This is a genomic window from Nocardia sp. NPDC051750 (assembly GCF_044453135.1).
Lineage (GTDB): Bacteria > Actinomycetota > Actinomycetes > Mycobacteriales > Mycobacteriaceae > Nocardia.
In genome coordinates, this window is sequence record NZ_JBITCK010000003.1 from 444285 (window position 1) to 457826 (window position 13542).

The window sequence follows — 13542 nt, forward strand, 5'->3', positions numbered from 1 at the left end:
GGCTCGGCCGGAGTAGGTGTGGGCGCGACTGTCGCTGCGGAGGGCCGGCGACTGAACCCGTCGGTCAGGCGGATTCGGCGAGATCCGAGGAGGTCCAGGTGGCGGCCAGCTCGTCCAGTGGCAGGTCGAGGGCGCGGCTGAGTGCGACGACCGTGCCGAAGCTGGGGGAGGGCAGGCGGCCGGTTTCGATTTTGCGCAGGGTTTCCGGTGAGATGCCGGCCGAGCGGGCGACCTCGGCGAGGTCCCGGTCGGCGCGGGCGGTCCGGATCCGGGCGCCGAGACGGCGGCCGGATTCGATCTGTGCGGGGGTCAGGGGGAGGCGGACCATGAGCACCAGCTTAAGAGTGGTATTAAAGTACCGCAAGAGTGGTATTGAAATACCGAAGTCTGGTGGAGGTAGTGATGGTGGAACTGAAAACGCCCGCGGAGATCGAGCGGATGCGCGTCGCCGGGGCGTTCGTGGCCGAGATCCTGGCGGAACTGCGCGACAAGGCCGCGGTGGGAGTGAACCTGATCGAATTGGAAAGTATTGTGCGGGAAAGGATTCGGCAACGCGGCGCGAAGTCGTGCTACTGGGATTACGCCCCGTCGTTCGGGCGCGGACCGTTCCGCAACACGGTCTGCCTGTCGGTGAACGACGCCGTTCTGCACGGCCTGCCGTTCGATTACCCACTGCGTGACGGCGATGTGCTGACCATGGACCTGGCGCTGAGCATCGACGGCTGGGTTGCCGACGCCGCCACCACCGTGATCGTCGGCACACCCGACGCCGCGGACCAGCGCTTGGTTCGCGCCACCGAGGAGGCTCTCGCCGCGGCGATCGAGGCGGCGCAGCCGGGTCACCGGATCGGCGATATCTCGGCCGCGATATCGGCCGTCGCCCGCTCCCACGGCTATCCGGTGAACACCGAATTCGGTGGTCACGGGCTCGGGCGGACCATGCACGAGGATCCACACATATCCAACGCCGGCCGCCCGGGACGAGGTTTCCCGCTCCGTCCGGGGCTCACCATCGCGATCGAACCATGGTTCGCGAAAACCACCGACCGGATCGTCACCGACCCGGATGGCTGGACCATCCGCTCGGCGGACGGCTCCCGCACCGCGCACTCCGAACACACCATCGCCATCACCCCGGACGGGCCCCGCATCCTCACCGCGGCCTGAGCCGCAGGTGCCTCACGCCGCTACGGCAGGTGTCGCCGGTGGCGGCACCGTGCCGATCGGCAGTTGCGGAAGGGGCCCGGCGGCCGAACAGTGGGGTCCCACTGTCCTGACCGGCACTGTATGACCGTAACGATCAAGCGAAGTCGCGGCGCCCGAGTTCGGTACAGCGCCGCCGGTGACACGCTCACCTCGAACGGTTGTTCAAGGTCAGGACCTCATCGATGGGCTCAGGTGGCCTGGCTCACCGAGGACATGTGGAAGTCCGGAATTCGCAGGGGTGGCATAGCGGTGCGGGTGAACCAGTCCTTCCACTCACGGGGCAGGGTCTGCTCGGTCGCGCCCGCCTCGCTGACCCGGCGCAGCAGATCGAGGGGGCTCTCGTTGAAGCGGAAATTGTTCACCGCGCCGGTGACTTCGCCGTTCTCCACCAGGTACACGCCGTCGCGGGTGAGACCGGTGAGCAGGAGCGTGGTGGGGTCGACCTCGCGGATGTACCAGAGGGTGGTGAGCAGCAGGCCGCGTTCGGTGCGGGCGATCATCTCGTCGAGAGTGGCCGTCGAACCGCCCGTGAGCAGTAGGTTCTGGGCGGCGACGGTGGGGGAGACGTTGTAGTCGGCGGCGGTGGCCCGCGGGTACACGAGGTCGGCGATCGCCCCGTCGCGCAGCCAGTCGACCCGCTGCGCCGACATCCCGTTGTCGAAGACGGAGACCGCCTCCGACGAGGCCTGGGTCGCGACGAACGGCAGGCATTCGAGTCCGGGCGCGGCCGGGTCCGAGCAGAGGGTCAGCGGGATATCGGTGAGTTTCTCCCCGACCCGGGTGCCGCCCGGGGCGGCGAACGCGGAGTGCCCCTCGTGTGCGCCGCGGCCCTCCATGGACCAGTACATATAGATCAGCAGATCGGCGACCGCGGACGGCGGCAGCAGAGTTTCGTAGCGGCCGGCGGGAAGATCCACGCGCCGCGCCGACCAGTCGAGCCGCCGGGACAGTTCGGCGAGCAGACCGGGGGTGTCCACGCCGGTGAAATCCGTGGTTCCCGCCCCCACCCAGGCGCTGGCCAGGTCCGCGCCCGCCCCGCGTTTCCCGTTGATCTCCACCGACCCGGTGGGCTGGGTATAGCGGCGCCGGATACCGGTGGAGGTGCCGAGCCAGGTCGTGTGGACCTGGTGGTGGGCGAAACCGTAGAGCTGGTCGGCACCGTCGAAACCGGTGGACAGATCGGCGGCCAGACCGGAGAACACCTCGATACCGGTGGTGCCGGCCGCCTCCTCCCAATCCGGTGCCACGGTGATCGTCTGCGCGTCGAGCAGCGGCATCGCGTCGCGGGCCGGTTCCGCGGCCGCGGCGGCGTCTTCGCTCGCCCGGACCACGACTTCGATATCGGCGGGATCGAGACTGGTCGAAGCCACACTGCCGACCCGCGCCCTGCGGGGACCGTCGCGCAGCACCGAGACGACCGACCAGCGCCGCGCGACCGAGGTGCCGTTGGTGGTCATGGAATTACCGGCCCAGCGCAACGACGCGTCGTATTCGTCGGTGACGATCACAATGGCCTCGTCGGCCCGGGACAGCCCGAGAGCCCGCTCGACCACCGCGCCCGCGGGCAGCACGCCCGCACCCGTCACTGTCATCATCGCCCCGCTTCCGTCCGGGTGTTGAGCACATTCACGCCGCGCACGAGCACCGACGGGCAGCCGTGGCTGACCGCCGCGATCTGCCCGGGTTGCGCCTTACCGCAGTTGAACGCCCCGCCCAACTGCCAGGTGGACGGGCCGCCGACGGCTTCCATCGAACCCCAGAAATCCGTGGTGGTCGCCTGGTAGGCCACATCGCGCAACTGCCCGGCCAGCTCGCCGTTGCGGATCCGGAAGAACCGCTGGCCGGTGAACTGGAAGTTGTAGCGCTGCATATCGATCGACCAGCTCTTGTCGCCGACGATGTAGATACCGTCGGTGACCCGCGAGATCAACTCCGCCGTGCTGGTATCGGCGGCGGGGTCCGGTTGCAGGGACACATTGGCCATCCGCTGGATCGGGACGTGGTGCGGGGAGTCGGCGTAGGAGCAGCCGTTGGACCGGTCGAGACCGAGCCGGGGCGCGAACACCCGGTCGAGCTGATAACCCACCAGTACGCCGTCGCGCACCAGATCCCAGCGCTGGCCGGCCACGCCGTCGTCGTCGTAGCCGACGGTCGCCAGACCGTGCTGCTGCACCCGGTCTGCGGTGACATGCATGATCGGGGTCCCGTACCGCAACGTGCCGAGCAGGTCGGGGGTCGCGAACGAGGTCCCGGCATAGGCGGATTCGTAGCCGATGGCGCGGTCGTATTCGGTGGCGTGGCCGATGGATTCGTGGATGGTGAGCCACAGGTTGGTGGGGTCGATCACCAGATCCGTCGGGCCGGGCACCACGGTCGGTGCCTTCACCTTCTCGGCCAGCCATTCCGGAATCCGGGTCAGCTCCGTATTCCAGTCCCACACACCGTCCCCGCCGGTGACGTATTCCCAGCCCCGCCCGACCGGCGGCGCCAGCGTGCGCATGGTCTCGAACGCGCCCGAGGCGGAATCGACGGTGATCGCCTCCAACTGGGGGTGCAGACGCACCCGCTGCTGGGTGATCGCCGACCCCGCCGTATCGGCGTAGTAGGTCTGTTCCTTGACCTGCAGCAGGCTCGCGGTGACGTGGTCGACACCGTCGGAGGCCGTCAGCCGGCCCGAGTAGTCCTGCAACAGGGCCACTTTGTCGGCGGCGGGGATGAGGAACGGATCGGTTTCGTAGGCGGATACCCAGCGGACGTTGTCGTAACGGGGTTCGTCCGCCAGTTCGACACGCTCCCGGTTGAGCGCCCGCAGGCTGGTCGCGACGGCCACCGCCGCGCGGGCGACCTCGGCCGCGGTCTGGGGATTCAATGCCGCATGCGAGGCGAAACCCCAGGTGCCGTCGACGACGACCCGCACCGCGAAACCCAGTTCGACGCTGTCGGTCAACGCCTCCACGCGGCCGTCGCGCAGCCGGATCGATTGCGTACACAACCGGTGCACCCGCAGATCCGCGTGTTCGGCACCGGCCGCGCGCGCCGCCGACAGTGCCGCGTCGGTCAGAGCCGTCAGCGGTAGATCCGCGAACTCGGGATCGATGGCGTGCCCGCCAGGTTGTCCGCCGGGGCCGGTGGATGTCGCCGTAGTCACCCTGATCAACTTAGTCGGGTCAGCCGAACTGCTGCCAGCCCAGCCGGATCACCATCGCCACCACGACCACCAGCAGCACCGCGCGCACGAACTCCGCGCCCCGGGCCAGCGCCATCCGCGAGCCCACCACCGCCCCCACGATATTGGCCAGGGCCATGGCCGCGCCCAGCGCCCACAGCACATGCCCGGTGAAGCCGAAGAAGATCAGCGCACCGACATTCGATCCGCAGTTGATCACCTTGGCCATCGCCGCGGCCCGCACGAATTCCGTACCCAGCAGGGTCGCGAAGGTGATGATGAGGAAAGTACCGGTCCCCGGGCCCAGCAGCCCGTCGTAGGCGCCGATCAGACCGGCGGCCAGGCCGATGACCAGCACCACCTTGCGGCGCGATGGCGGGTGGGTGGCCAGGGTGATCCCGATCGACGGCCGCGCCGTGACGAACACCGCCACCCCCACCAGCACCACCAGCACGATCGGAATGAACAGGTCGCGGTCGATCAGCGATACCGCGGCCGCGCCGGCTGCCGCGGTGACCGCCGCCAGTACCGCGGCAGGGACCAGCAACCGCCATTGCAGCGGGACCTTCCGGGCAAATGTGATTGCGGCCGTAGCGGTGCCGGCCACCGCGGACAGCTTGTTGGTCCCGAGTGCGGTCTGCGGCGCGATACCGGGAGCTACCAGCAGCAGCGTCGGCAGCACGATCAACCCGCCACCGCCCACCACGGCGTCCACCCAGCCGGCGGCCAACGCGGCTGAGAGCAGCACCAGCCAGTCGGTCACATTCATGAAACTCAGCAAACCAGACGGTCCGCCGGGTGTTTCGCGGGCATCTAGGCTGGTCGGGTGCGCCGGTTCAGTCTGTGGCTTCGAGGCAAACCTGTCGTCGCCGATTCCGCGCTCGCGCTGCTCCTGCTGATCTTCGATCTTCTGATCGCCCGCGAGAGCGGTAACCAGGCCGCGTTCCTGGTGTTCTCGGTACTGCTTCCGCTGCCGATCGCGTTGCGGCGGGTGTACCCGCGGGCGATGGCGGTGACGTTCATGGTGCTGTCGTTCTGCACCAGCACCATCGGGTATATCGTCGGCGACCCCACCGTGCACGCCGCACTGCTCGGACACGGGATCATGCTGTACACGCTGGTGGCCTACGCCGGGCGGCGCGACGGCCTCTGGTACGCGCTGGCGCTGGTCGCCGATACCGCCTACGGGATGGCGGTGGTGACCGGCTTCAAAGCCGGTGACCTCGCGTTCGTGGGGATCTACTTCGCCTTCTGCTGGGTGCTGGCCGAGTTCGCGGGCGCCCGGCGGGCCTACGATGCGGAAGTCGCGGCCCGGCACGCGGTCGCCGAATCCGATCGGGAACGCCGCTCGCACGACGCCGTCTCGGCCGAACGCACCCGCATCGCCCGCGAATTGCACGATATCGTCGCGCACGCGGTGAGTGTGATGATCGTCCAGGCCGATGGTGCCCGCTACGCCCTGCGCACCGCCCCGGAGACCACCGAACAGGCTCTGGTCACCATCGCCGGCACCGGGCGGGAAGCGCTACGCGAACTGCGCCGCACCGTTGCGTTGCTGCGCACCGAACACGCACCCGATCAGGTACCGCAGCACGGCACCGCCGGACTGGCGCGCGTGGCGCAGCTCATGCGCGATGCGGGTCTGGCGGTCGAACTGGAACTGTCCGGAGAACTGGACGAACTCGCCCCCGAGGTCGGGCTGGGCGTGCACCGGATCGTGCAGGAAGCCCTGACCAACACCCTCCGGCATGCCGGCGCGCATCCGAAGGCCTGGGTCCGGGTCCATCGGCACGTCCACGAGGTCGAGATCGAGGTCACCGACTCCGGTGGTGTCCCGGTGCGCCCCGAGGCCCGTATCCAGGGCAGCGGGCTGGGACTGGCCGGAATGCGGGAACGGATGGCGGTGCTCGGCGGCAGTCTGGAGGCGGGCCGGACCCCGGACGGGAGCTGGCGGGTGCACGCCCGGATCCCGCTGGCGTCACCGGATGGGGAATAGCACACCGGCGCCACTACATTGGAGTCCGTGCCGATTACCGTGCTCGTTGTCGACGATCAGGAACTGATGCGTGTAGGTCTGAAGATGGTGCTCGGCGCCCACCCCGATATCGAGGTGGTGGGGGAGGCCGACAACGGCGCCACCGCGATCACCCAGGCCGCCGAACTGAAACCCGATGTGGTGCTGATGGACGTGCGGATGCCGGTGGTCGACGGTGTCACCGCCACCGGCCGCATCCTCGAAGCCGAACAGGGCATCCGGGTCCTGGTGATGACGACCTTCGACCTCGACGAACACGCATTGGGCGCGCTCCGGGCCGGAGCCAGCGGGTTCCTGCTCAAGGACACTCCGCCGGAAGACCTGATCTCGGCGATCCGCAGCGTCGCGGCCGGTGACGCGGTGGTCTCGCCGAAGGTCACCAAACGCCTGCTCGACCGGCTGATCGCCGAGCAGCCGGCTCCGTCCCGCGACCCCGCGATCCTGGAGGCGCTCACCGCGCGGGAACGGGAAGTACTGGAGGAGATCGCGGCGGGCCGGTCGAACGCGGAGATCGCCGGCCGGCTGTTCCTCTCCGAGGCAACGGTCAAAACCCACGTCGGCCGGGTGCTGACCAAACTGGACCTGCGCGACCGGGTGCAGGCCGTGGTCCTGGCCTACGAAACCGGGCTGGTCCGGCCGGGTGGCTGACTGGCCGGGAGCAAAACGGACATCTCGTGCGTTGTACGGGTAGTCCGACCGAAAGGTTCGCCCATGCCCGTCCTCGGTTTCCTCGTCTACCTCGTCGCCGAGATCGCCACTTTCGCCGCTGTCGTCGCCTGGCTCGGCGTGGTCCCGGCGATCCTGCTCCTCATCGCCAGCTCCGCCGCGGGCATGCTGTTGCTCGGCTCACAGTGGCGGCGGGTAGGTGAGCAGTTCCGCCGTGCCTCCCGCGCGGAGATCACGCCCGGCACCGCGGTGGCCGACGGTGCGCTGGTGGTTCTGGGTAGTGTGCTGATGTTCGTTCCCGGGCTGCTCACCTCCGTGGTGGGCTTGCTGATGCTCCTTCCACCGACCCGTGCCCTGTTCCGCCCGGTGCTGGCCGGCCTCGCTGCCCGCCGGGTCGCGAAACTCGCCGCGACGATGCCGCGGCAGTCGGTCACCGTGGTCGACGCCGATATCGTCGACGGGGTCGTGGTCGACGAGTGGTACACCGACGAACCCCCGAGACCGGCGGTCGCGCTGGAGAAGCGTCCGGTGTCCGCCGAGGGCTTCGACTCCGGTCTCCGCGGCTGAGGGTCCCTCTGGCGTCATTCGCGCAGCAGCGGCAGGAGCTGGGTTCCCTGCCGCTCGATCTACCGGAGCGTGCTCTTCGACAGTCCGGCGAGCCGCCATCTCCGCGACCTTCGCCTCGGCGTCGGCCCAGGCCTGCACGGTGGTGTCGCGGACCAAGGTCGTGACGCGCAGACCGAACTCCAGCGGCGGGTGTTCGCGGCCGGCCTTCTCGCTGAGCCGCCTCGGGGATTTTCTCCCAACTGCTCTCTTCGCTCATCGAATCGGTACCGTCACCTCTCGTTGTCCAGCGCGGATCAAGGGTCACGAGGGCAGCATGTCCTCGCTGAGGGGGCGCCGTACTCGCCACTGGGCTTCCGTGCCCGAAGGCCATGGGAATCCGCCATTTTCGAAGTCCCCGTTCAGGTAGGACACGAACGGCGCAGTCGCCGGAGCCCGGCCGGCGGGTCGTGGCCCGGTCGTTCATCGGTCGGGATCGTCGGCCAACGAGTATTCGCCTCGCTCCAGGCGGTCGAGGACACCTGCGGTCCAGCCGGTGAGGTTGTCGAAGACGCCGCTCCACAGTTCGAGGAGGTCGGGGAAATGTGGGGGTTCGTGGCGGCCGGGGTAGTCGGCGGTCATGGCCAGGAGGTCGTTGCGGACGGCGTGGCTGCGGGTGCGCTGTTCGCGGAGTTTCGCGATGACCTCGGCACGGGGGAGGGCGTCCATGAAGGCGATACCGGCGCCGAGTTCCTCCATGTCGACGCTGGTGAGCGCGGCGTCGAGGCGTTCGAAGAACTCGCGTTCGCCGTCTTCGGTCAGTTCGAACACCGCGCGGCTCGGGCCGCGGCCGCCGCCTTCCGTCCCGAGGGTGCGGAGTTTGCCTTCCTGGGTGAGTTGCTTGATGGCGTGGTAGATGGAGCCGGGCTGCACATTGGTCCAGGTGTCGGCGCGCCAGGACAGGAGTTCGCGGCGGACCGCGTAGCCGTGGGTCGGCTGGTGCCGACGCGTCACCCCCAGAACCAATAGCCGTACCGCGGACATCGGCGCTCCTTTCGTCACCGGAACAGTACGGTAGTCAAATTTGACGACTGGGCGGGCCGAGTCTACCTTCAGTAGTCAAAGTTGATTATTGGAGGATTCTCATGGGTGATACCGCGGTCCCCGTCCTGTCCACCTGCGATCTGGTGCGCACGCTGGAGTTCTGGCGCACGCTCGGGTACACGGTCACGCACGAACAGCACAAGCCCTACGCCTATGGAGCGTTGCGCGCGCACGACTGCGAGATCCACTACTACGGGGCGCCGGTCGGCGAGCGCGAACGGCAGGCCCAGGAAACGGCCGGATGCCTGATCATGGTCGACGATGTGGCGGGCCGGCACCGCGAATTCACCGCCGCGCTGCGCGAGCGGTACGGCAAGATACCGGCGAAGGGGTCCGCGCGCCTCACCCGGTTCCGGCCGGGGCAGACACGGTTCAGCGCGGTCGATCCGGACGGTAACTGGATCACTTATATCCAGGTGGATGAACCGGAGGACGCTGCCGAGTACGGTGGCGCGGCCGAATTGACCGGACTGGCGAAGGTGCTGGACAACGCGCGGATTCTGCGGGATTTCAAGGTCGACGACAAAGCCGCGGAACGGGCCGTCGAAGCCGGGTTGCACCGGTACGGGGCGGAGGCGAGCCGGATCGAGCGTGCCCGGGCCTATGCCGCCCTGGTCGAGTTGGCGGTGGCACTGGAGAATCCGGCCAAGGCCGAGGCCCGTCGCGCGGACCTGGAGGCGCTCGAGCTCAGCGCCGCCGAGCGTGACCTACTCGGGGCCGACTACGACGCGGCCGGCGATCTCGCGGCCTGGCTCGGCCGGCCGCCGGAGGAGTGACTTCCGGGCTGGGTGTCACCGATGGTCCAGGGAACGTCCCTGCCGTGTGAGCACGGGCGCCCTGGGCCGGCGGGATCGGATCCGCAACCTCGCCGCGGAGTGCCGGCCCGGCCCGGCGACTGTTATCCGGCGTCGGCGGGTGGCGCGGTGAGTTCGATCTGGATACCGACCGTGCCTGCTTTACCGCGGCGCAGGGTACTGCCGAAAACGATCAGCGGACCCGTCAGACGGTATTTGCGCCGGATCAGCTTGCGCACATGCGCGCTGCCCGCCGCGTCCAGAATCCGGCCGGTGCCGTGCCGCGGTTCGCCGTGGGGTGTGCCCTTGTAACTGCAGGGCTGCACGGTGACATCGGCATTGCGCCGCAGCCGCTTGACCTTCCAGCTGTCGGTGACGGTCCAGACATACAGCTTGCCTTCCTCGGCGACCGCCCAGAGCGGGGTCGGGACCGGGGTTCCGTCCTTCCGGAACGTGGTGAGCAGAACGTAGTCGGCGGTGCCGACCGCACCGAGCGCAGTGGTCATATCGGACAGCGTAATTCGCCGGCGGGCAGCCGGTGACCGGGCGGTGGGCCGCGACCGGTCGCAGGCGGCGCGCGGCGGTGCGGCAGACTGGACCACCGTGAGTACGCAGCTGCTGGTCGGAGGCCGGATCTACAGTTCGAGTGCACCGGATGCCACCGCGCTGGCGATCACCGACGGGGTGGTGGTCTGGCTCGGCGCCGATCATGTGGGGCGGGCGCTACATCCCGAGGCCGAGGTGATCGACCTGGACGGCGCGCTGGTGACCCCCGGTTTCGTGGAACCCCATCTGCACACCACCGCGCTGGGATTGCAGTTGTCGGGACTCGACCTGTCCGGCGCCGTTTCCCTCGCGCACTGCCTCGAACTGCTCGCGGACTTCGCCGCGCGACATCCCGAGGGCGCGATCCTGGCCGACGGCTGGGACGAGACGCGCTGGCCGGAAGGCCGCCCCCCGGCCGTCGACGAGATCGATGCCGCCGTCCGCCCCGGACAGGTCGTGTACCTGGCGCGGGTGGACGTCCATTCGGCCGTGGCGTCCTCGGCGCTGCTCGACGCGGTACCCGGCCTGACCGGCACCCCGGGGTACCGGGCCGGTGAGCCGGTGCGCGCCCGGGCACACCACCTGGTGCGTGCGGCGGCGCGCGCCCGGCTCACCCGCGCGCAGCGCGACAGCGCGCGCCGGACGGCGCTGGACGCGGCGGCCGCGCACGGGGTGGTCGCGGTGCACGAATGCGCCGGACCGGATATAGAAGGAGAAACCGATCTGCGCGAGCTGCTCGCCTTCGAGCACGGCGTGCAGGTGCGGGCCTACTGGGGGCAGGCGGTACGGACAACGGACGAGGCCCGGGCGTTGCTGCACGACCTTGGCGCGCACGGGCTGGCGGGCGACCTGTTCGTCGACGGGTCACTCGGATCGCATACCGCCTGGTTGCGCGACCCCTACACGGACAGTTCCGGAACAGGCGTGCCCTACCTGGATGCCGCGCAGATCGCCGATCATGTGCGCGCCTGCACCGAGGTCGGTGTGCAGGCGGGATTCCATGCCATCGGCGACGCCGCCGTGGACGCAGTCGTCGCCGGTATCGGACAGGTGGCCGCCGACCTCGGCGGCCCCGCCGTCGCGGCCTGCGGGCATCGCGTCGAGCATGCGGAACTGCTCGACAGCGACCAGATCGAGGCGCTCGCGCGCTGGGGGATCATCGCCAGCGTGCAACCTGCCTTCGACCGGGAGTGGGGCGGGCCCGACGGTATGTACGCCCAACGCTTGGGCGCGGCGCGGGCCGCTGCCCTGAACCCGTTCGCTGCTATGGCGGCCGCCGGGATCTCGCTCGCCATCGGGTCGGACGCACCGGTGACCGCGCTCGACCCGTGGGCGGCGGTCCGGGCGGCCGTCCATCACCGCACGCCTGGGCACGGTCTCTCGCCCCGGGCCGCGTTCGCCGCGGCGACCCGGGGTGCTTGGCGGGCCGGCGGGGTCCGGGACGGGGTGGCCGGCACGCTGGTGCCGGGTGCGCCCGCGTCGTACGCGGTCTGGGCAGCGGACGATCTCGTGGTCACCGCGCCCGCGGATTCCGTGCAGCGCTGGTCCACCGATCCGCGGTCCCGGGTCCCGGGGCTGCCGCCGCTGACCCCGAACGCCGAGCTGCCCCGGTGCCTGCGGACCGTGCACCGGGGGGCGACTATCTACGCGGCCTGATCGGCGGGTAGGGCAACGGATCGAGGGGCGTAGCGACGTAGGAATACGGAACGCGATCTGTCCCACGGGCCGTCGCCGCTACCGATCCGCACTGCGCACCGCCCCGAACTACCGGCGATCCGGACACGTTCAGGGTCCGGATCCGATGGAACGACAGGACAGAGAAGTGGAACAGGGCAACACGACGGCGAGCCGATGGTCCGAGCAGCTCACCCGATATCCGGTGGCGGCGCGGTCATTGGCCGCGGTGGCGTCGGGGTTGCTGCTGTTCGGTAGTTTCCCGCCGCGGCCCTGGTGGTTTCTGGCGCCGATCGGTATCGCGCTGCTGACCCTGGTGCTGCGCGTGGACACTCGGCTGCGTTCCGGTTTCGGGTACGGCCTGCTCGCCGGTTTCGGGTTCTTCCTGCCGCTGCTGCCGTGGACCGGGATCTATGTGGGGCCGGTGCCGTGGCTCGCGCTGTCCACGGCGTGCGCGCTGTATCTGGGGTTGTTCGGGGTGCTGTCCCGGCTGCTCGGCCGGCTTCCCGGGTGGCCGATGTGGCTTGCGCTGGCGTGGGCGGCGGCCGAATGGGGCCGGTCCAGTTTCCCGTTCGGCGGTTTTCCCTGGGGTCGACTGGCTTTCGGTCAGGCGGATGGATGGTTTCTGCCGCTGGCCGTGCTGGGCGGGGCGCCGCTGGTGAGTTTCGCTGTCGTGCTGAGCGGAACCTGCGCCGCCGCGGTCGTGCTCGCCGTGTGGCGGGTTCGCCGCGGCGCCGGTGATCCGGCGGAAACTTCCGGTGTCCCCGGCCCGGTGCCGCGCGCACGCCGGGTGGCCCCAGCTGCTGCCGCTCTGACCTGCGTATTGCTCCCGCTGGCCGGGCTCGGGCTGCGGGCGGCGCTGCCGGGCCCGCTGGAGGGTGACAGCACCATCACCGTGGCGGCGATTCAGGGCAGCGTGCCGCGATTGGGTCTCGACTTCAACGCTCAGCGGCGGGCCGTGCTCGATAATCATGTCCGCCGGACCGAACAGCTCGCCGATGAGGTGGCGGCCGGTCGGTTTCCGGCCCCGGATGTGGTCGTCTGGCCCGAAAATTCCTCCGATATCGACCCGTTGCGCAATCGCGACGCGGCCGCGGTGATCTCGGAGGCGGCGCGCCGGATCTCCGCCCCGATTCTGGTGGGTGCCGTGCTGGTGAACGGGGATCGCACCACCACGAATTCGGTAATGGTCTGGACCGCTGACGGTGGCCCGGGGGACCGGCACGACAAGAAAATCGTCCAGCCCTTCGGCGAATACCTGCCGATGCGCGGTTTCTTCCGGCTGTTCTCCGACTATGCGGACCGGGCCGGTTACTTCGTTCCGGGTCACGGTGACGGAACAATTCGGGCTTCGGGTACGGAAATAGGGATAGCAACCTGTTACGAGGTTGCTTTCGACCGGGCTTTCCGGGATTCGCTCCGGTCCGGCGCACAATTGCTGGCAGTACCGACGAATAACGCGACTTTCGGTGACAGTGAAATGACTTACCAGCAACTTGCGATGTCCAGGGTGCGGGCGGTGGAGCACGGGCGGTCGTTGGTGGTCGCCGCGACCTCCGGCGTCAGCGCGATCATCGCTGCCGACGGAAGCGTCCGGCAGGAAAGTGCGCTGTTCGTGCCGGAAGCGCTGGTCGCGGAGGTTCCGCTGCGGAGTTCGACCACTCCGGCGACGGCTCTGGGGCCGTGGCCGGAGCTGGCCGCCGTGTTCGTCACCGTGGTGGGTGTGGTCGTCGCAGTGGTCCGCCGGCGGGCCGATCGCCGGTTGTCGGATGAATTCGTGGCGACGGCCGGAAGCTGACTGCGGAACG

Annotated in this window: 13 protein-coding genes and 1 pseudogene; 7 read left to right on the forward strand and 7 right to left on the reverse strand. The window is 69.3% G+C overall.

Annotated features, from left to right (window positions below; genetic code table 11):
- Positions 1 to 64: 64 nt before the first annotated feature.
- Entirely contained in the window at positions 65 to 328 is a 264-nt protein-coding gene (locus tag ACIA75_RS15760; protein WP_397104287.1) for a helix-turn-helix transcriptional regulator, read from the reverse strand.
- 74 nt (positions 329 to 402) lie between these two features.
- On the opposite strand from ACIA75_RS15760, the gene map reads away from it, so the two are divergent.
- Positions 403 to 1167 (forward strand): type I methionyl aminopeptidase, encoded by a 765-nt coding sequence (gene map / locus ACIA75_RS15765; RefSeq protein WP_397104289.1) that lies wholly within the window; start codon positions 403 to 405, stop codon positions 1165 to 1167.
- 227 nt (positions 1168 to 1394) lie between these two features.
- Here map and ACIA75_RS15770 read toward each other — a convergent pair whose 3' ends face one another.
- From ACIA75_RS15770 to ACIA75_RS15780, 3 genes are read right to left on the reverse strand one after another with little or no spacing between them, the layout of a single operon-like run.
- Positions 1395 to 2777 carry a metallopeptidase TldD-related protein gene (locus ACIA75_RS15770; protein ID WP_397105344.1) on the reverse strand — a complete coding sequence of 461 codons (1383 nt, stop codon included), beginning with the start codon at positions 2775 to 2777 and terminating at the stop codon, positions 1395 to 1397.
- A 20-nt stretch (positions 2778 to 2797) separates the two neighbouring features.
- On the reverse strand, positions 2798 to 4354 hold the full coding sequence (locus ACIA75_RS15775; RefSeq protein ID WP_397104291.1) for a TldD/PmbA family protein: 1557 nt from the start codon (positions 4352 to 4354) through the stop codon (positions 2798 to 2800).
- Positions 4355 to 4373: 19 nt separating this feature from the next.
- Positions 4374 to 5141, reverse strand: a complete 768-nt coding sequence (locus ACIA75_RS15780; protein ID WP_397104293.1) for a TSUP family transporter — start codon at positions 5139 to 5141, stop codon at positions 4374 to 4376.
- 57 nt (positions 5142 to 5198) lie between these two features.
- On the opposite strand from ACIA75_RS15780, the gene ACIA75_RS15785 reads away from it, so the two are divergent.
- The 3 genes from ACIA75_RS15785 (at position 5199) to ACIA75_RS15795 (ending at position 7640) form a co-directional block, all read left to right on the forward strand.
- Complete coding sequence (locus ACIA75_RS15785) at positions 5199 to 6368, forward strand: sensor histidine kinase (protein WP_397104295.1); 1170 nt, start codon at positions 5199 to 5201, stop codon at positions 6366 to 6368.
- A 27-nt stretch (positions 6369 to 6395) separates the two neighbouring features.
- Entirely contained in the window at positions 6396 to 7055 is a 660-nt protein-coding gene (locus tag ACIA75_RS15790; RefSeq protein ID WP_397104297.1) for a response regulator, read from the forward strand.
- Positions 7056 to 7118: 63 nt separating this feature from the next.
- The gene (locus ACIA75_RS15795) at positions 7119 to 7640 is read left to right on the forward strand and encodes an FxsA family protein (RefSeq protein ID WP_397104299.1); all 522 of its coding nucleotides are present in this window, start codon (positions 7119 to 7121) and stop codon (positions 7638 to 7640) included.
- Positions 7641 to 7718: 78 nt separating this feature from the next.
- Here the strand turns inward: ACIA75_RS15795 and ACIA75_RS15800 are convergent.
- A pseudogene (locus ACIA75_RS15800) lies at positions 7719 to 7862 on the reverse strand (alkanesulfonate monooxygenase); the annotation flags it as partial.
- 237 nt (positions 7863 to 8099) lie between these two features.
- The gene (locus ACIA75_RS15805) at positions 8100 to 8660 is read right to left on the reverse strand and encodes a PadR family transcriptional regulator (protein ID WP_397104301.1); all 561 of its coding nucleotides are present in this window, start codon (positions 8658 to 8660) and stop codon (positions 8100 to 8102) included.
- Positions 8661 to 8761: 101 nt separating this feature from the next.
- Here ACIA75_RS15805 and ACIA75_RS15810 point away from each other — a divergent pair, with 101 nt between their 5' ends.
- Positions 8762 to 9496 carry a glyoxalase gene (locus ACIA75_RS15810; RefSeq protein WP_397104303.1) on the forward strand — a complete coding sequence of 245 codons (735 nt, stop codon included), beginning with the start codon at positions 8762 to 8764 and terminating at the stop codon, positions 9494 to 9496.
- A gap of 122 nt (positions 9497 to 9618) precedes the next feature.
- Here the strand turns inward: ACIA75_RS15810 and ACIA75_RS15815 are convergent, their stop codons facing one another.
- Positions 9619 to 10020, reverse strand: a complete 402-nt coding sequence (locus ACIA75_RS15815) for a PPOX class F420-dependent oxidoreductase (RefSeq protein WP_397104305.1) — start codon at positions 10018 to 10020, stop codon at positions 9619 to 9621.
- 97 nt (positions 10021 to 10117) lie between these two features.
- On the opposite strand from ACIA75_RS15815, the gene ACIA75_RS15820 reads away from it, so the two are divergent.
- Positions 10118 to 11716, forward strand: coding sequence for an amidohydrolase (locus ACIA75_RS15820; protein WP_397104307.1), 1599 nt, complete (start codon positions 10118 to 10120; stop codon positions 11714 to 11716).
- 145 nt (positions 11717 to 11861) lie between these two features.
- Positions 11862 to 13532, forward strand: coding sequence for an apolipoprotein N-acyltransferase (gene lnt / locus ACIA75_RS15825; protein ID WP_397104309.1), 1671 nt, complete (start codon positions 11862 to 11864; stop codon positions 13530 to 13532).
- Positions 13533 to 13542 lie beyond the last annotated feature (10 nt).